The sequence below is a fragment of the Rhizobacter sp. P2_D12 genome (assembly GCF_056404395.1).
In genome coordinates, this window is the sequence record NZ_JBFUEB010000042.1 from 19,432 (window position 1) to 37,165 (window position 17,734).

General features: G+C 66.5%; 19 protein-coding genes. 13 read left to right on the top strand and 6 right to left on the bottom strand.

Translation table 11 applies throughout. The annotated features are described in order from the left end of the window. Nucleotides 1–47: 47 nt before the first annotated feature. The 13 genes from AC1DYN_RS15780 (at nt 48) to AC1DYN_RS15840 (ending at nt 13,962) form a co-directional block, all read left to right on the top strand. Nucleotides 48–1,802: a tail fiber protein gene (locus AC1DYN_RS15780; protein ID WP_477961134.1), complete on the top strand. Its 1,755-nt coding sequence runs from the start codon at nt 48–50 to the stop codon at nt 1,800–1,802. 3 nt (nt 1,803–1,805) lie between these two features. Beyond that, a complete protein-coding gene (locus AC1DYN_RS15785; protein WP_477961136.1) occupies nt 1,806–2,327 on the top strand; it encodes a hypothetical protein in 522 nt (173 codons plus the stop codon). Between the two features lie 3 nt (nt 2,328–2,330). Beyond that, complete coding sequence (locus tag AC1DYN_RS15790) at nt 2,331–2,627, top strand: hypothetical protein (protein ID WP_477961138.1); 297 nt, start codon at nt 2,331–2,333, stop codon at nt 2,625–2,627. Then, nucleotides 2,608–3,627 carry a hypothetical protein gene (locus AC1DYN_RS15795; RefSeq protein WP_477961140.1) on the top strand — a complete coding sequence of 340 codons (1,020 nt, stop codon included), beginning with the start codon at nt 2,608–2,610 and terminating at the stop codon, nt 3,625–3,627. Before AC1DYN_RS15790 ends, AC1DYN_RS15795 begins: the two co-directional genes overlap by 20 nt. Nucleotides 3,628–3,753: 126 nt before the next feature. Beyond that, complete coding sequence (locus tag AC1DYN_RS15800) at nt 3,754–4,179, top strand: hypothetical protein (RefSeq protein WP_477961142.1); 426 nt, start codon at nt 3,754–3,756, stop codon at nt 4,177–4,179. Between the two features lie 227 nt (nt 4,180–4,406). Further along, entirely contained in the window at nt 4,407–4,703 is a 297-nt protein-coding gene (locus AC1DYN_RS15805; protein ID WP_477961144.1) for a hypothetical protein, read from the top strand. Nucleotides 4,704–4,769: 66 nt separating this feature from the next. Next, complete coding sequence (locus AC1DYN_RS15810; RefSeq protein WP_477961146.1) at nt 4,770–5,918, top strand: DUF4238 domain-containing protein; 1,149 nt, start codon at nt 4,770–4,772, stop codon at nt 5,916–5,918. Nucleotides 5,919–6,237: 319 nt separating this feature from the next. Continuing rightward, the gene (locus tag AC1DYN_RS15815; protein WP_477961182.1) at nt 6,238–9,114 is read left to right on the top strand and encodes a defense against restriction DarA-related protein; all 2,877 of its coding nucleotides are present in this window, start codon (nt 6,238–6,240) and stop codon (nt 9,112–9,114) included. Between the two features lie 2 nt (nt 9,115–9,116). Next, nucleotides 9,117–10,268 (top strand): ADP-ribosyltransferase-containing protein, encoded by a 1,152-nt coding sequence (locus AC1DYN_RS15820; RefSeq protein WP_477961148.1) that lies wholly within the window; start codon nt 9,117–9,119, stop codon nt 10,266–10,268. After that, entirely contained in the window at nt 10,261–12,114 is a 1,854-nt protein-coding gene (locus AC1DYN_RS15825; RefSeq protein WP_477961150.1) for a hypothetical protein, read from the top strand. The genes AC1DYN_RS15820 and AC1DYN_RS15825 overlap by 8 nt, the downstream gene beginning before the upstream one ends. After that, nucleotides 12,111–12,521, top strand: a complete 411-nt coding sequence (locus tag AC1DYN_RS15830; RefSeq protein WP_477961152.1) for a hypothetical protein — start codon at nt 12,111–12,113, stop codon at nt 12,519–12,521. Before AC1DYN_RS15825 ends, AC1DYN_RS15830 begins: the two co-directional genes overlap by 4 nt. Nucleotides 12,522–12,596: 75 nt before the next feature. Next, nucleotides 12,597–13,175, top strand: coding sequence for an NYN domain-containing protein (locus tag AC1DYN_RS15835; RefSeq protein ID WP_477961154.1), 579 nt, complete (start codon nt 12,597–12,599; stop codon nt 13,173–13,175). 100 nt (nt 13,176–13,275) lie between these two features. After that, nucleotides 13,276–13,962, top strand: a complete 687-nt coding sequence (locus AC1DYN_RS15840) for a hypothetical protein (RefSeq protein WP_477961156.1) — start codon at nt 13,276–13,278, stop codon at nt 13,960–13,962. 264 nt (nt 13,963–14,226) lie between these two features. On the opposite strand, the gene AC1DYN_RS15845 is transcribed toward AC1DYN_RS15840, so the two are convergent. The 6 genes from AC1DYN_RS15845 to AC1DYN_RS15870 form a co-directional block, all read right to left on the bottom strand. Continuing rightward, nucleotides 14,227–14,727, bottom strand: coding sequence for a hypothetical protein (locus tag AC1DYN_RS15845; RefSeq protein WP_477961158.1), 501 nt, complete (start codon nt 14,725–14,727; stop codon nt 14,227–14,229). Between the two features lie 172 nt (nt 14,728–14,899). After that, entirely contained in the window at nt 14,900–15,313 is a 414-nt protein-coding gene (locus AC1DYN_RS15850) for a hypothetical protein (RefSeq protein ID WP_477961160.1), read from the bottom strand. A 55-nt stretch (nt 15,314–15,368) separates the two neighbouring features. Further along, nucleotides 15,369–15,569: a hypothetical protein gene (locus AC1DYN_RS15855; RefSeq protein ID WP_477961163.1), complete on the bottom strand. Its 201-nt coding sequence runs from the start codon at nt 15,567–15,569 to the stop codon at nt 15,369–15,371. 241 nt (nt 15,570–15,810) lie between these two features. Beyond that, nucleotides 15,811–16,653 carry a phosphoadenosine phosphosulfate reductase domain-containing protein gene (locus AC1DYN_RS15860; protein WP_477961165.1) on the bottom strand — a complete coding sequence of 281 codons (843 nt, stop codon included), beginning with the start codon at nt 16,651–16,653 and terminating at the stop codon, nt 15,811–15,813. 3 nt (nt 16,654–16,656) lie between these two features. Further along, complete coding sequence (locus tag AC1DYN_RS15865) at nt 16,657–17,325, bottom strand: hypothetical protein (RefSeq protein ID WP_477961167.1); 669 nt, start codon at nt 17,323–17,325, stop codon at nt 16,657–16,659. A 53-nt stretch (nt 17,326–17,378) separates the two neighbouring features. Further along, nucleotides 17,379–17,588, bottom strand: coding sequence for a hypothetical protein (locus tag AC1DYN_RS15870; protein ID WP_477961169.1), 210 nt, complete (start codon nt 17,586–17,588; stop codon nt 17,379–17,381). Between the last annotated feature and the right edge of the window lie 146 nt (nt 17,589–17,734).

A 17,734-nucleotide genomic window follows, 5' to 3' on the forward strand; every position in this document is an offset into this window, starting at 1 on the left:
AGGCTCGGCCGTGAACATGGCGCCAGTCCCCCAAAGAGCGCCGCTGCATGCCCGTCATCATCAAACCGAAGATCACCGATGCTGGCTTGGCGGCGGCGATCAACGCCGACGCTACCGGCGTCGCCCTCGCGATCACGCACATCGCCCTCGGGACGGGTGTCTACGACTCCGAGGCGACCGGCGCGGGCATGACGGCCATGGCCGCACGCAAGGAGCAGGTCCACATCCAGAACGGCATCGTCTCCGGCACGGGCGCCTGCCGCATCAACGTCCTGTTCAACGGCTGGACGGGCAGCCCCGCCACCTACGACGCAACGGAGATCGGCTTCTGGGCGGGCGACCCGGACGTGACGGGCAGCGTCCTGTTCGCGGTGTTCTCCGCGCCGGCCGGCGTCATCGTTACCCGGAACATGCTCGACTACATCGGGCAGTTCGTGCTGCAGCTCACGCGCATCCCCGCCGGCTCAGTCACGATCGCGATCGACCCTAGCGCGGTGCAGGCGATGGCCCTGATCGCGCTGCACGAGAACGCTACGAACCCGCACGACCAGTACGTGCGCAAGGACGGCAGCACCTCGACGGGCCCGCAGCGGGGCCTGACCGCCGCGCCGGGCGATGTCAGCACGCTCTTCGCCACAACGGCCTTCGTGAAGCGTCAGGGCATCAGCTACCCGGCCAGCGGCGGCATTGGCATCTACCAGACGGCCGCGGTGCTTGCGCCGCAGGACATCGGCAACTGGGTCGAGCTGGGCTTCAACGGGGGCAACGTCACGCTGCCGCCGGCCGCCGCCACGGTGCCGGGCGGTTCGTTCACGTTCCGCGTGCCGGCGTCCTTCGCCACGATCGTCCCGGTGGCGGGCGACGTGATCATCACGCCGCTGGGCGAGGTGTTCACGTCGCTGCAACTGTCGCAGGGCGAAGTCGTCTCGATCACGCGCAACGCCGCGAACAACTGGTACGTCACCACGCAGGGCTTCCGCATGCCGGCCGGCATCGTGAGCTACTTCGCCGGCAACAACGCGCCGATCGGCTGGCTCAAGCTCAACGGCGTGCTGCTGAGCCGCGCCGCCTACCCCGCGCTCTGGAACTACGCCCAGTCCACCGGCGGCCTGGTCTCGGATGGCGACTGGCTGAACGCGGGCTACTCGGGCCGCTTCAGCGCGGGCACGAACGGCAGCGACTTCCGCATCCCGGACGCGCGCGGCACGTTCTTGCGGGCCTTCGACGACGGGCGGGGATTCGACCCGGGGCGCACCTGGGGCACGTACCAGGATCACGCGAATCGCTCGCACGCCCACAACATCATCGACCCGGGCCACGCGCACGGGATCATCGACTCGGGCCACTCGCACGGCATCGTCGATCGCGGCCACATCCACGCGCTGAATGATGTGGGCCACTCGCACGTTGGACGGGTCTTCGCTGCGGGTTCGCACACCCACAGCGTCACCGATCCGGGTCACGTCCACGCCAGCCAGTACAACCTGTTGACCCCGGGCTCCATCGACGCGGCAAACCCGAGCGAGACTGAGGTCGGCGGGTTCGGGACGAACCGCACCTACCCGACGACCAAGAGCGTCACTGGGCTCGTCATCCAGGGCACGCCCGACCACAACCACCAGATGGCGATCGACAACTCCGGCGCGGGCCTGAGCGTCGTCTCGGCGGCCGCCGGAATCAGCCTAAACACCTCGGGCGCTGGGCTGGGCATGAATGTCGCCGGCACAGGCTTGAGCATGCAGAACGAAGGTTCCGAGGCGCGCCCGCGCAACATCAGCTGGTCGCTGTTCATCAAGTTCTAGCCTATGAAAATCTTCAACTACGACCGCGCCACCAAGGAATTCACGGGCGCGTCGGACGCCGACAGGTCGCCGATGGAGCCGGACAAGTTCCTGATCCCGGCATTCGCCACGCACATCGAGCCGCCGGCGGTCGACGGCACGCACCTGGTGGTGTTCGATCCCGACAAGTCCACCTGGTCGGTATGCGCCATCGCGCCGCCGCCGCCGCCGCCCGAGCCGCAGCCCGTGTCGCCGGCGCAACGCGCGGCGCTGCTGCGCGCCTCTGTCGCGCGCTACGCCAACACCGTCGCCGTGGCATGGGGCTACGACAGCGTCGATGAGGCCGTCACCTACGCCGACGAACCGGCGGTGCCGCGTTTCCAGGCGGAGGGGCGCGCGTTCCGGGCTTGGCGCTCTGTCCTGTGGGAGGCCTTCGACGTGCTGATCGCCGGCGTGGACGGCGGCACCCAGCCGGTGCCCGAGACGGACGCCGACCTGCAGGCGCTGTTGCCCGCGTTCGTGCCGCCCGGCGCGGGCGAGGCCTGAGCCGTGGCCGCCGACCAGGCGTGGAACCGCTTGTTCGTCAAGGTGCGGGACTTCGCGCGCCAGACGCCGGATTGGGGCAACGCGATCCGCTACTTCACGCTGCCCGACGAACGGCTTGACCTGACGCTGGTGTCCTACCGCGTCTACGGGTCGCGCGACCACGCGCTGGTGATCCAGGCGGCCGCCGGGTTGGACTCGGTCGAGTGCGAGCTGACCGAGCAACTCCTGGTCCTGCCGACAGCGGATCAACTGCGCGACATGCAGCGCGATGCGGGTTTCGATGCCGACGAAGTCCTCTAACGTCATCGTCGACGCGCGCTTCGCCGCGCGCGAGGTGCGCGAGCGCTTTGCCGCGCAGATCGCGCAGCGCCAAGCCGCCCGCAACATCCTCGCGCCTGACGAGGTCGCCGGCGAATATGACGCCGGCCGGCTGCTGTCCACGACGCTCGGCGGCGTGCCGCGCGCGATCACGAACGACGACCTGGCCACGTTCCGGCGCACCGCACAGGCTCTGGGGAAGCGGTTCACCGGCGGGATCACCGCCAAGTCGGTCATCGACCTGTCCGCGTCGGAAGACCGCGAGCGCTCGAACATGCAGATTCGCGTTGCCGTCCCAGTGCAGCGCATGGGCAACGACATCCACTTCGTCACCAACGCGGGCCCGCATAGCGACGTGGTGCGACACAACGTGCACATCCAGTTGCTGAACCTCGATGCGGCCGTGGCCAGCCCTTCCAAGGCCGAGGAGCTGGTGAAGATGGTGACTTCCGGCAAGATTCGCATGAACTGCGACTGCGACCACTTCCGGTACCGGCTGCGCTACATCGCGACGATCGGGCGCTACAACGCGGGCGTGCCCGAGACCGGCTACCCGAAGTGGACGAACCCGAACCTGGTGGGCATCGCCTGCAAGCACATCCTCCGAGTGGTGCAGCAGCTCCAGTCGCCCATGGTGCGCGCGTTCGTCGTCAAGATGATCGAGGTCGGCCGCAAGTCGGTGGCGCCGAAGCTCGTCGCGGTCGCCAAGAAGGACGCGGTCGCCATGGCCCACCTCCAGGCCAAGCAAGCGAACTGGAAGCGCAACGCGGTCGAATCCGCCACCGAGAAGCGCCTGCGCCTGGCCCAGCAGCGCCAAGTCAAGGAGATCGCCGCGCGCACCAAGCGCGCCATGCCGAAGACCCCCCAACAGATGGCGACGGCCAGGCGCAAGTTCGAGCAGAGCGCGCGCCTCCTCGCCGCGATGGGCGGGATCACACAGAAGCAACTCTCCGAGATGCTGGCCAAGCTGGGCGGGCGGTAACACGTGAAACTACAGTAGGATGCATTCATGCTAACAAGCGTTCCAACCGCGATCAATCGTTCAGCGCGACAGGTGGTTCTGCGGCACCCGAACTCCTTCGACGCGGTCGTCTCGCGCAAGCGGCTCGTGAGGGTGGAACCTGACCCGGCAACGGGCCTGCCCAGCGAGATGGGCGGTGCGCCGACGATGGGCGGTATGGGCGTGCTGCGCGCCGAGGACGAGGCCGAGTTCGACTACGTCGAGCTGGGCCCCGCCAAGCTCCAATTCGCGGGCCCCGGGCCGTTTCAACAGCAGGACATGATCGAGCGCGACAACGGTCTGGTGCCCGAGGCACAGCGCGAGGTGCTGATCGAGTGCATCGCCGAGCCCGGCCAGCCCGGGTACTTCCTGACCGACACGGCCGACCTCGTGATGATCACGCTCGGCCCGGGCGTGGTCATGGCCTACGAGGTGGCCAACGTCGGCGGCAGCGTCAACATCCCGCCGTACACGCGTCGCCTGGCGCTGAACCCGCGCGACGACTTGGCCTACATCGAGCCCTTCGAGTCTTGAATAAAGTCGGCAACAACGGTTGCCACAGTGCCGCTCCGGGGTCGGTATCGGTTCGTTCAAGGTGCGGCCTTTGCCACGCAGCGGTCCATCGCTGAGCGCCTGTGCTTCCTGGTCATCAGGGAATGCTGTATAAATAGACAGTGGAATACGTTGTCACCAAAACCCATAACCGTGGAGCCCCTTTGGCTCCTGTTCAGGTCCGCGCGCATGCGCTCAGGGGCAGGCTCGTGTTCGAGCAGGAAGAGGTCGCCGGGCTGACGGGCGCAGCCCCGATTGCCAGGTTGCTGACAGGGGGTGTTGGCGAGGGCGAGAAGCTCTACGACGTGAGGATCTGCCAAGGCGCTGGAGAAATGCTGACCCTTCGCGGGCTTGAGAGGCTCGCAGGCAGAACCGGGAAAGTGCACTTGGTTGTTCAGGAGTGGCAGCTCGAGCCGGCCTACGACGGGGACCTCAGGCGTGCAGAGAGTCAGCTGAATCTGGCTCTGTCCAAACTCGTCGAGCTTCAGGGGGCGGACGGCACGTAGATATCGACCCAGAGCGCAGAGCGGCAAAGCCGTTCACTGTGCCGTCGTAACGCGGGAAAATGGCTGATGCCCGAACTGTCACGTCGCCACCACTACGTGCCCATCTGGTACCAGAAGGGCTTCCTAGCGCCTGGACAGACGGCCTTCAAGATCCTCGACTTACACCCCGAGGAGTTCAAGGACGCACGCGGGGTCGTGCGGGGCCGCGCGCGTAGCATCCTGGACAAGGGGCCGGACGCTCACTTCTGGGAGCCGGACCTGTACACGATTCGCTGGCTCGGTCAGGTCGATGACCGGATTGAGAGGCAGCTATTCGGTGCCATCGACACCCAAGGAAAGACGGCAATCGAAGCGTGGCTGGCCGAAGACTGGAATGCCATCCACGGGACGTACTGGCAGGTCTATGAGTTCATGGATGCGCTGCGGCTGCGGACCCCAAAGGGCCTGCGCTTCATCGAGACGACGGCGCGCGCCAAGGATCAGTTGGACAGGATGATTGCGCTGCAGGAAATGCGACGAATGCACTGCGTGATGTGGGCCGAGGGGGTGCTGGAAATTGTGCGTGCGCCCACGGACTCCTCAGGCTTCATCTTTTCCGACCACCCGGTGACCTTCTTCAACCGTCATGTGTTTCCGGGTGATCCAAAGCTTCCGGCCGGCCAAGATCCCGCCATGCACTGGCAAGGCACTCAGACCCTGTTCCCATTCGACCGCGAACGCCTCTACATCCTTACCCATACGGAGTACGCGGCGAGCCCCGGGCCTCACAAAGCTCGCAAGCCCCGCACGAACTCGCGCTACTTCGACTCGGGGAACCCGCTGGTCCGCTATGACGAGTGCATCAGGAGTCGAACGTTGACTGCGCAGCAGGTGTTCGAGGTGAACTACATCCTGAAGGCGCGCGCGCATCGCTATATCGCAGGCCGCACCGAGGATGATCTGCACCCTGAACGTCATTTGAAGACGACGATCTGGAGCAAGCTGGGGAGTTTCCTGATGCCGCAGGACAGGGGAAGAATTCACCCTGAAGCGGAGACGACGGTTGCCCACGGAGATGGTTCGTATTCCTTTCAAGATGCCTTTGGCCGGAGGCCGAAGACGAAGGCGGAGTACGACCGCAAGGTGAAGGAGGCACAGGAGATGCGTGCTGATGTTGAGCGCATCATCGCCAACCACGAGGCGCAGCAGGCTGCGAAACAGAACAACCGATCATGAAAGCTGCGACGGCCTGCTTCGGGTTCCCCGAGCCGTCGGAGCCACTCAGGGCGAAGTGAGTGAATGATCCTTTCCCTCGCGAGCCCCCGGGCCACGGCAGGGTAGCGGTGCGGATGTTGATCCGTCATGCGGAGTCAGAGGCCGCTCCATCGGGTGTTACCGGAAAAGCGGCCAGACCGGCCCGCCGCGCGCCGCAGAAACTGCGTTCGTGCAAACCCCCGCAACCCCTGTTCTCGACGACGCTTTCGCTCTGCTGCAGCAGGCAGAGCGCGAGGCGGCGACCTCCGCCCACAACTACAAGCGCGAGCCCACCGAGGCGATGGCCAAGGCCGGCAACTACGCCAAGGCCAGGCTGACCCTTCACGGACTGCCGCTGGTGATCGAGAACGTGCGCAACAGCGTGCGCACCGGCACCAGCGAGAACGGCAAGACCTGGGCGAACCGCATGGCCGCGAGCTATGGCGAGATCGCCGGCACGAAGGGCACGGACGGCGACCCGGTGGACGTGTTCATCGGGCACTTCCCCGAGGCGCGCGGCGTCTGGGTCATCAACCAAGGCTGGCCCGACGGAGGGTTCGACGAGCACAAGGTGATGCTGGGCTTCGCCACCGAGCAGCAGGCCCGCGACGCCTACCTCCTGTCGTTCGACCGCGACTGGACAGGTTTGCAGTCGATGGTCGCCTCGACCCTCGAGCAGCTGAAGTGGTGGCTGAAGCATGGCGACATGCGGCGGCCGTTCTCTCAAGACCAACTCCCATTTGACGGATCTCCCGCCATGAACAAGACCTTCTGGAGCGCCGACGCCGAGCCCGTGTCGATGACGATGCAAAAGCTCATGTACGACCTGCGCAGCGACGACAAGGCGGGCCTGCTGCTTGATAGCGTCAGCTTGGCCGACCTGGTGGGTGATCCCGACTGCGAGCTGCTGCCCCACCCGATCCTGGATGCCCTCGTCGTGCCCGTGGCGCGCATGTCGCAGCGCATGGACCAGATGATGCGCGTGATGCACGTCGCCGGGGGCGGCAAGATCGTCCCGACCGACTACACCATCAGCGAGCCGATCAAGGCGCGTGGCGTCCTGCAGGTCGCCGTGCTGTTCGCGTTGAGCGACGGCCAGGCCGTGACGATCTGGTTTCACAACCCGGACACGACGCCGGCCAAGCTGACGCCGCTGGACGAGCTGGTGTCCTGGAAGTGGATGCTGAACAAGAAGGACATCACCATCGTCGTCGCGCCCGAGCGCGGCCGCGAGCTAAACCCTCGCGAGGTGGCGCGCCGCATCATGCGCCTGGCCGAGAAGAACAGCGCCAAGTTCCAGGAGGCCAACAAGGCCCTGGCAGAGAAGACGGCCGCGATTGCCGCGCTGGACACCGAGATCGCCGGCCTGGAAACGCGCCTGTCCGAGGTTCAGGGTCAGATCGCCGACGTGAAGCAGCGCAAGGAGGTCGAGGCCGAGGACGCGGCCAAGGGCCAGAGCGCGGCCGAGCGCGAAGCGTTCCTGACCACGGCGGCGGGCTACGCCACGATCGCAAACGACGAGGCTCAGCTCCTGGCGAACCAGGACATGCTCGACGCCTTCTTCCGGGAGCGCATCATCGCCGTGCGCAACGCGCTGCGCGAGCTGGGCTGGGATGGCGCGGCCTACCAACCGCTCACGAAGGGCGGCGCGAAGCTCCAGCTCGACACTGTGCGCGTGGGCGCCGGCAGCAACGTCGTGGGCGTCACGTACCGCGTCAAGAACGACATGGGCGGCGAAGTCGGAAACGTGCGCGACGGCCTGGAGGGCACGCCGGCGGATGTCGCCTTCATGGTGGACGCGCTGCTGCTGACCATGCCGCAGCCCGAGCCCGAGTCCGAGCCCGATCCCGAGGCGGAACCCGAGCCGCAGCCGGAGCCGGAGCCCCAGTTCGAGGACGACAGCGCCGAGCTGGTGGCTGCCGCGTTGGCTGCCTCGCGCGCCGGCCCGAGCGGCATCTCGCGCCTCAAGACCTCCGACTTCTTCACCTTCGACTTCGACGGCGAGGAACCCGTTCTGAGCGACGAGCTGCGCGCCAAGGTCGAGGCCGACCTGGGCGAGCCGCTGGTGGAGTACGTGTTCCCGGGCTACGAGGGCCAGGTCAACCTCGTGCCGGCCTCTGCCGTGCCGGCGCAGACGGAAGCCAAGCCCAAGCGCGTCACCAAAAAGGAGGCCAGCGAGGCCTACGACTCTCTTAGCTACGCCATCAACGACCTGCAGGGCCACACAAGTCTGGAGTTCGCGAAGGCTGACTTGCCCACCCGTCTTGCTGGCCCGGTGGCGGGCGTGCAGGCGCTGGTCGATCGCGGCTGGCCGGCCTCGTTCGTCTCGCCGGCCAATCTCTTGGAGCGCGCTCAGGAGCTGATCGACCGCTGGAGCGCTGCGCGCGCCGACGGCTCGGGCGGCCTGCCGGACAGCATGGGCCGTGGCGACGCGAACACCTACCTGCGCGACAAGGGCCTCAGCGAGGACCAGGCCGTGCCGATTTTGGCCACGCCGACCGGCGCCAGCATGTCCGGCGAGATCGAAGTGCCGAGCTACGCACGCGACTACCTGGACGCGTCCGCGGCCGCCGCCCTGGCTGCTGCCGCCACCGTTGCCGAGCCGGCCGAGCCCGTTGAACCCGAGCCGCCGGCCGATCTGGCTCTGCCCATCGAGCCGCAGCAGGACGACGGCGTGGCGCAGCCCGCCGACACCATTGGAGAACCCGTGATCGCTCAAGAGAACGCCACCCCTGTCGGCATCGACTGGACAAAGGCCGAAGAGGTCAACAACAGCCTGACCGACCTGGCGCACTTCGGCGAGGTGGCGATCAACGACGTGGGCTCGGAGAATGTCTACTTCGTCAAGGACGGCAAGCCGTACTTCACGAAGCTGCTGAACTCGGCTGACTTCAGCTCCGGCCAGGCCGTCGATCTGGGCCAGTTCCGGCCCGGCAGCGAAGCCTCGCCGGCCGGTGAGTCCGCCGTCGATCCGCAGCAGGCCGCCGATCGCGCCTACCTCGAAAGCCTGGCCGACGGCAGCGGCGACCTGATGGCCGAGAACACGTTCTCCCGTCTGGAGCCGATGTTCGCCAAGTACGAGGGCGACGCCGACATGACGGCGCTGCTGGAGCGCGCGGCGCAGGCCTACGGTGACGCGGCGATCGCGGCGGCGCAGGGCGCTCTGAAGGCGGCCTGACTGTGAACACTGTCCTGGAGCGCGCGCGGGCCGCGCGCGACGCGCTCGTGCAAGCGCGCGAGCGCGCCGCTGCGGTTGAAAACGCAGCCGCAGCCCTCAAGCGCTGGTTCGGCGCCAGCAAGATCGTGGACGACGACGGCGAGCCGCTGGTGATGTATCACGGCACGTACAAGGACTTCGCCGCCTTCGATCGCATGGCCTCGGCCTGGCGCGGCCCATCGATCGACATGATCGGCTCGTGGTTCTCCAACAGCCCGGGGGAGCGCGGCGCCGGCATGTACGCGCCTGGTGGCGCAATCTATCCCGTCTACCTGCGCGTCACGCGGCCGAAGTATTACGACAGCTTCCGCGAGATGCTGAACGCCATGCACGAGGCTGAGGAGCGCGACCCGGCGCAGCAGAAGCCGGCCGGCCGTGGCTCGCCCGAGGGCCTGCGCGACCAGCTCAAGGCCCAGGGCTTCGACGGCATCGCGCTGTCGCAGACCAACGTTGGCGAGCAGGAGGCCGACCTGGGCGAGGTGCTGGCGGCGATCCGCCGCGCCAAGGATGAGGAGTACGGCGCGCCCAAGAGCGAGCGCGCCGTCTTCACTGCCAAGCGCGAGCGCCTGGAGGGCACGGCCAAGCGCCTGCGCGACGAGTTGGCCACCTACGGCGGCAGCATCGAGTTCGACGGCCAGACCGTCGTCATCGTCTTCGACCCCGAACAGGTCAAGAGCGCCCTCGGCAACAGCGGCGCCTACGACCCGAACAGCGCGAGCATGGTGGACTCCGCCGCGCCGATGCTGGATTCAGTGGCCCCGGCGCTCACGCGGGCGCGCGTCGCGTCGGCGCTCGCCGCCAAGGTCGCGCACTACAGCCAGGGGGCCAGCATGCCCGCGCTGGAGCGCATGCGCCTGGCGCGCGAGATCCGCGACCTGATCACGCAGCTCGGCGGCGCGTCCCGGGCTGTCGGCGCCGCAGCGGCGCCGATCGAGCAACTGCAGGACATCGCGCGCGGCCTCAAGGACGGCGCCGACCTCGCCGACCTGCTGGAGCAAATCAAGGGCGCCGTGGGCGCCATCCTGGCCGCCGACGCGCTGGGCGACGAGGCTGCCGACCAGGCAGACGCGGCGATCACGCGGTGGGCCGAATTGGAGGAGATGAAGCATGGCTGACGCTCGCGCGAGGCCCATCTACGATCGGCTGGAGCTGTGCGGCTCGCTGCTGGGCCTGGACCAGAAGGCGCAGCGCGCCGAGGCCGGCGGCAACATCGCCGTCACTGTCATGTCGAAGCGACGTGCGGCCTCGATCCGCCGCGCGCTGCTGGGGCGCGGAGACGCGCACGACGTGTTCATGTCGCCGGAGGTCGGCTTCAACAAGCTGCGCGATTCGCTGGCCGGCATCGACGAGCTGCCGCAGCCCGATCGCCTGCGCACGGCCTACTACGTGCAGGCGATCGCGCAGGCGATGCACGCGATCGCGCTGGCCGAGGCGCGGAGCGACCGCGCGGAGGTCGTGCCCGGCGTGCCGCGCGACATCGGGGACAAATGCCGGGAGATCATCGGCCAAGCCGGCGACAAGGATGCCCTGAAGCTCGCAGACCCGGTCATCGACGACTGCATCCAGCGCGGCGCCTTCGGGGATGAGGGGCGCGACAAGCTGGTGGCCGCGATAAGCGCCGCCGGCGCGGCGACAGGCAAGGTGGACCAGCTCACGTCCATGCTGGCCGCGAAGTTCGGCGAGGTCGTCCAGGAGCAGAAGGCGCGCTACACGGCCGTCATGGCGGTGTACTCCCGCCTCGGCAACGACATGACCGAGGGGCAGTACAACCAAGTGTGCCGCGAGTACAACGACTGGCTGACCGATGTCTACAGTCCGGTGAATGATGCCGAGGGCAGGCGGCTGGCGGCAGCGCGCCGGGCCGGCAGCGATGCGTTCGCCGAGGTCGGCCGTGAGCTGATCGCCAAGGTCATCCATTCGTCGCTTGTCGCGCCGGACGTGGCCGCAAAGTGGGCGGCCGCCCAGACGATCACGCCGCAGGCGGCGGCTCGGCTGCGCAAGATCGGCTACGCGGTGGAGAATGTGCGCGCCGACATGGCCGAGTTCTACCGCTTCACCGGCGGACGCGTGGCGGCCGTGCGCATCCACTCGAACGGCAGCAAGCGGGCGAACGCGACTGACATCGAGACGCACGGCAAGGTAGGGACGATCAACCTTGACTCGTCGTTTGATCGTCGCGTGCTTTGGCACGAGATGGCGCACCACATGGAGTCCGACCCGGTGGCCAAGGCCTCGGCCGGGCGGTTCATTCGCCGCCGCTCTATCGACGGCAAGGCGCACAGCCTGCGCTCCCTGACCGGCAGTTCGTTCTACCGGAAGGACGAGGCGGCATTCAAGGGCAACTTCTTCAGCCCCTACGTGGGCAAGCTGTACCGCGACGGCGTCACCGAGGTGTTCGCCATGGGCGTCGAGTCCTTCTCGAATCCCGAGATGCTGGCCAGGCGCGCGGCCGACGATCCCCAGACGCTGGAGTTCATCGCCGGCTTCGTCAAGCGACCGATGGACGCGCTGGCGCGCGCGCACATGGGCCTGCGCGAGATCATGCGCGAGATGGAGGAGGGCAAGGACGACCTGGTCGAGCAATTCGTCGATCAGCGGATCGCCGACCTGGCGGCCGGCGTGCGCTTCGTCGAAGACACCGACAAGTCGTGGACGGTTGGGGTGTCGTCCGGCTGGATGCTCGACGACTTCGTGCAGCTAGGCTATTTCCCGGGCTCCGAGGGCGACACGTCCACCGCGTACCTGCTCAAGGGCAAGGTGCGCAACTTCAGGACAGGCCGCAAGGTCTCCGGCCTGATGATTGTTCGCGCCTACGTTGGCGGCGGCATGGATCGCACGCCGTACCCGACGACGGACATCAACTTGGCCAAGGCTGCCATGGCCTACTACCAACGCGAGGGCATCATGCCCACCTTCAGCACCCTCAACGACGAGCGGAAGTTGCGCGCTATGTCCTCATGAACCCTGACATCTACAAGGTCGTCACGCCCTTCGGGATCGTCGCGATCGACTTCCCCGAGGACGGCGGCTGCAGCATGGTCGGACCGGCTGACGGCATCGAACACCTGAAGGCCGTGATGTCGCGATGCGTGAACGGCCAAGGCGTCTCGGTCACCGAGGGCAATCTGGAGCCGCGCGATCTGGTCGAGTTCTGCCAGCCGCCCGGCAGCCTGGTCGCGGTGTTTCCGCCGCTGGCTGACCCGGCAGAGCCGACGCCCTCGGGCGTGGGCACGGAGGCGATCATGTATGCGGCGGAGAACCCGGCGCTCGCGAGGGCGCGCGGCGCGGCGGCCGCTTCGCATCGAGCGCGCCGAAGCCGCGGAGCAGACCCTCGCGGGCTTCGCGGATCTCGTAGTCGGAGACGTTGATCTGGTCGAGGACGGGCCCGGTCATACGCGAGATGCTAGGAAGCACCGCGATAGACTCGCCCCATGGGACGCTGCATGGTGTTTGTCGACGGCGAGAATCTTCTGCTTCGCTTCCAGGCGATGCTGAAAGCCGGATGCATCCCACACGGGCGACCTCAAAGCGGGCTTGACTCCCCAGTGACTGCCCACTCGCCGGGCCGCTACGTCTGGAATGCCAACATTCCGCCTGCGCTGCAGGATGGGCCGTTGGTGCGTGTCACCTACTACACGACCTTCTCCGGCGCGTCGGAAGATCTAAACCTCATGGAGGACGAGATCGCCGGCCTCAAGGCCAATCTGCGCCTCAGGAACGGCCACTTCGTGAACGCCGCCACCAGCCTCGTTCYCAAGGTCTACAAGAAGCAGAAATCCGGTCACAAGACAAAGTCGGTGGACGTGAACATCTGCGTTGACATGCTCCTACAGGCGCATCAGCGAGGTGTCGACGACTTGGTACTCGTGTCTGGCGACGGTGACTACACCCCACTTGTGTCCGCGGCCATGGCAGCCGGGAAGCGAGTTCACGTCGCCGCGCTAAGTAGCGGCCTCTCGCCAATGATGCGGCGCGTCGCCGACAATTTCGTCGACTTGGATCGAGTCCTGTTTGCCAGCTAGACGAAGATCCCCGCCGTCGGCTGCAGCCGCCCGTTGAAGGCGCGCGATGCGCCATCGACCTGGTCGTCCAGTACGATGGACGAAACAACGCGGAGGCGGGATGGATGACCACACCTTTCATGTCGAGTTGACTAAGGCCGGGATCGACTTGGCAAAGGCTCTGGTCTGGCCGCTGTTTCTGGCAGCTGGCGTCGTCGTTTACCGCAGACACCTGGGCCTGCTGCTAGTTGCCGCCGCCCGAGTGTTAAAGCGCCTTCGAAGCCTCAAGTTTCCAGGTGTCGAATTGGCCTCCAATGAGGTGGCACAAGCGGTTGCGAGTGCGGCCGACAACGCGGAGCAAAAGGCCGCAGATGTAGGCGAGAAGTTGGGGTCGGCGACGCTTCCGCCAGAGGAGCGAGAGAAGCTCGTCGCTGAACTGACGGCGGCGGTAGCTGAGGCGGAACGCCTCCGAGGTCTCGTCGATCGGCTCCGCTCACAGCCTCCAGGCATAGATCGGTCCCTACTCGACCCAGTTCAGGTGCGAGCGTTGATGGGGCTTCACTGGATCGTCCAATCGATGGACGCGAACAGGTTTCTCGCGAGTGAGCTGGATGGCACTGCGGACTCTCTCGCCGCGGCGGTGCAAGCGTTCTTGAACGAAGCATCCGAGCGCGTCACGGAGGAGATGGCAACCCACGCGCTGCAGATTCGCGCGATGCGCCAAGTCAAATATATCGGCGAAGACAATTGGCCGACGCGTGAAGGAATAAAACAGATGCATCGCGTCGCCCGGCGCGTTCGTGCCTAGGCAAAGATCCCCGCAGCAATCCGCGCGGCCGGCCACTCGACGTCAACGCAATAGCCAATCGCCGTGGTGACGTGCTGGTACTTGTTCTTCTGGTCTTCGTGGAAAGTCGATCCCTCCTGCAGCTGGACAGTGACTTGGCCCGTCTGGTACCACTTCGCAGTGACAGGGTTGCGGAAGAGTGCGCGGTGCGCGTCGGTGCGCGCGCCGAGTTCGTAGTCGCTTGTACTGATCTGGTCGTGGATGGGCCCGTCATGCGGGCGGATGCTAGGGAGCGGCCGCTCCTTCCAATTCGTGCAATCGAAGGCGCGCGCTACGCAAACCCGAGTTGGAGTGCACGTAGTGGATCTCGGCGAAGAGCGCCCCGTCCCGCATCATTGTTTCCAGTTCCGCGCTCTGGTTGATCAAGCCGTGCCATTGGCCGCCAGCCGCGAGGCTGAAGGGCAAGCGCTGTAAAGCGCTCGGCTCCTTGACGAAGTAGTAGGCGGGCTTTATCCAAGGGAGTAGCGATTGCCATCGGCTCTCGTACTTGCACAAATGCAGGTTGGTCAGCGTCGTCGCCGCGTCTCCGCGGTTCACGACCACCGCCGAAATCTTGCGCTGAGTATCACGAACCCCCTTGCCGACCAGGATCACCCCCGGCTGACAAACAATTCTCAGGCGCGGACCAGACACCGCCCACTTGATGACATCCCACGCCAGCACAATCGAAGAGATCACGGCTGCATACACAGCGATGAAAAGTGTCCAGAACTCATTCGTTGTCATAGTTGCCTCCTGTCAGGCAAAGATACCAGCAGCCGGCTGCAGCAGCCCATTGAACGCGCGCGATGCGCCGTCGACCGGATCGTCGTAGGCCCCGATCAACCACGTGTTCAGCCGACGAGGGGGGAGAGCCACACTCCGGTACGCAGGGGTGTCGGCCCGCAGACATGGGTGCTCATGCAGGCAGCGGCTTGCCGTTCTCGGCCATGAATTCGGTATCCCGGTCGATGTGCGTGAGATCGAACCGCGTGCGCTCGTGGAATCCGGACTTGGTCGCCGGCGCCATGACGCACCTGGCGGCCGGATTGACCCGGGTGGGCTTGCCGGGCATGACGAGATCGTCCTCCACGAAGTCGCCCTCGGCGCGGACGACCTGCGCCCTGCCGCGCCGAGTTGCGATCACGGTGCCGGGCCTGACGCCGATGCTGTCGCGGACTTCGCTGAGCAGCTTGCGCCTCTCGGCAGTCAGGCTGCACTGCTGCTCGTCGATCTCGAAGACGCGGGCGTAGATCACGCGCATGCGGTCGGTGAAAGCCGCGCTGGCGGCATCGTCGTCGGCGGCGCAGTCGCCGGTGATGGGGTAGTGCATGTGGGGTTCCAGTGGGTGGGTGGTCAGCCTCCGCACGCAGGGCCAGCGGCTTGGGTCACTCGCTGCGGAAGAAAGTGGCCGAGATCCGGGTGCGGTCGATGCTCACGAGTCGGAACTCCGGCTGCTCGCCGTCGACGGCAGGCAGTCCGTGCTGGGTCACCCACTCCGATGCCCGTTGAGCGGCGCTTCGCAGCGCCTCCGTGGCCTCGTGCCCCGTAATGTTGTCGGGCATCGTGATCGACAGATTCAGTTCCATGTCATTCCTTCGCTGGTTGATTCGATGCACACTGCGCCGATGGCTCGCGTGCGCATCTACGTGGTCAAGGGCGTCTATCCCACTGTGGTGGGCCGCCAGGTAGCGCGCGACGGTGATCTCGTGACTCTCAACGTCGCGCCGATTCGTTGGCCATTCCCGCGCATCGAGACGTTCCGCCTTGACCAGCTTCTGTATGCCGGGTGCGTTGGTCGGTCGCGAGCGCGAGGCTGATCGGCCGGGATCAGGCGACCGGGGCGAGCACGCCGGTGACCTCTTCGAGCGTGCGGCGGCCCTTGGCCTTGCTTGGCATGAGCATCACCTGGCCCGTGCTGCGCTCCAGTCCAACGTACTTGCGGTACAGGTTCGGGTCGTTCAGCAGCTCGGGGCGCTCGGTCGCCAGGCGCGCGGCGGTCTTCAGGTCTTCCTCGCTGGCCATGACGCAGAACACGCACGAGAAGCGCCGCATGCCCAGCCCGTAGACCAGGTGGGGCTGCTGGCCAGCGGATGCGATGGTGGCGAAGACCTGTTCTTCGGTCATCTCGTGGATCGGCAGCCAGTCGTACCACTCGCGTCCGGCCTTGCTGTTGCGGGCACTGAACCGGAGCGGCGTCAGCTTCTTTCGCGCGGGGCTCTCCTGCGCGCGCATGCCCATGCAGTTGACGACCAGGCCCCAGGCCGCGACGCCCAACGCCTGTCGCTTGCGCGTGATGCCGCGAATGGAGCGCTCGATCGGGCCGCGCTTCAGGTCGCTGGTGCATTGGCGTTTGTCCGGCGAGGGCCAGACAGGCTTCTCGGGCTCGCCTGCGGCGGCGTGCCGACGTTGGTTGTGCTCCACCATGTCGAGCAACGTCTTCGGAGCCTTGCAGACGTGGATGGACTCGCCGCAGATCGTCGCCTTGATGTGGTCCACTGCGCCGGCCCACTCGACCTCGCCGAGGTCGGCGTGAACGATCGTCAGCTGCTCGCGGGGCACCAGGTCGCGCAGCACCAGGTACATGGCCTGGCTGTCCTTGCCGCCGCTGTGGTTCACGACAAACAGTGCGCCTCGTTGGATGAGGTCTTGGATCTTCTGAAGCGTGTGCATGGATCAGGCGGGCTGTCGGTCGAGCAGCGCGGCGTAGGTCTTGACGCGTTCGAGCGCGTCGCTCCAGTCTTCGGCGTAGTGGTCGCCCTCGTGGGGGTCGTCGGCGCAGAGCCGGCTGGGCGGCCAGATGACCAGGCAGTGGCCGTCGCGCTCGATCTCGATGCCGTGCTTGGCGGCCAGGGCCCTCGCTTCCTCGCGAGACTTGCGCGTGCCGACGGCTTCAGCCCGGCGCGGCGCGGCGGGGTCAGCCGGCGGCGCCTCGGGCAGCTTGCGCACGATCAGGTACTCGACCACGCGCCCGCGCCGGCCGGGGATGTCTGCGTGGCGAACGCGCTGGCGCCGCGTCTGCGAGCAGAGGTATTGGCGACCCAGGATCACGCCGAAGTGGTTGCGGAAGACCACGATGTAGTGGGCGCCCGGCTCGCGGTCGTTGCGTGCGAGCCATGCGGCCATCGTCGGGGCATCGGAGACGCCGACGTGCGTGACGCTGCATCCCGCGTCGCGCAGCACTCCGGCCAGCATGTAGGTGGGCAGCCCCTTGACCGCGCGCAGTCCGTTGCGATCGCGTGCGAGCGCGGCGGCGTGGTCGGTGCTGATGCCCAGCACGGTGGCGATCGCGGTAGGGCCGCAGAAGCGGTTCTTGCCGGTGACTTCGTGAAGCATGGCTCTCATGCGGATCTCCAGGGATCAGAGGGGCAGGGCGTCGGCGCCGATGTCCCCTGGGCTCAGACCTTGGCGGCCGGGTTGGCGATCGCGGCCGCCAGAAGGGCTTCGAGCGCGTCCTCGACGCAACCGGCCATGCGACGGCTGATGTCGTTCGGATCGAGCAACGTCGTCTCCACCCACACGAGCTGGTCGGTCTGCGCGGCGTACTGGCGCGCCTGCTCGATGGTCAGGCTCGCGATCAGCACATCGGTCTTGGTCGTCGTGTTCATGGGCGGTTGCTGCGTTCGGTGTTGCGTTGGAAATAAATGTACTCCAGCCAATAACAGAAAGCAACAAGTGTTATCGCCATTTGTTGTCAAGCCGGAGAAATGGCCGTAACACGGAAAACGGCCCGGGATGCGCGAGGCGGTGACAA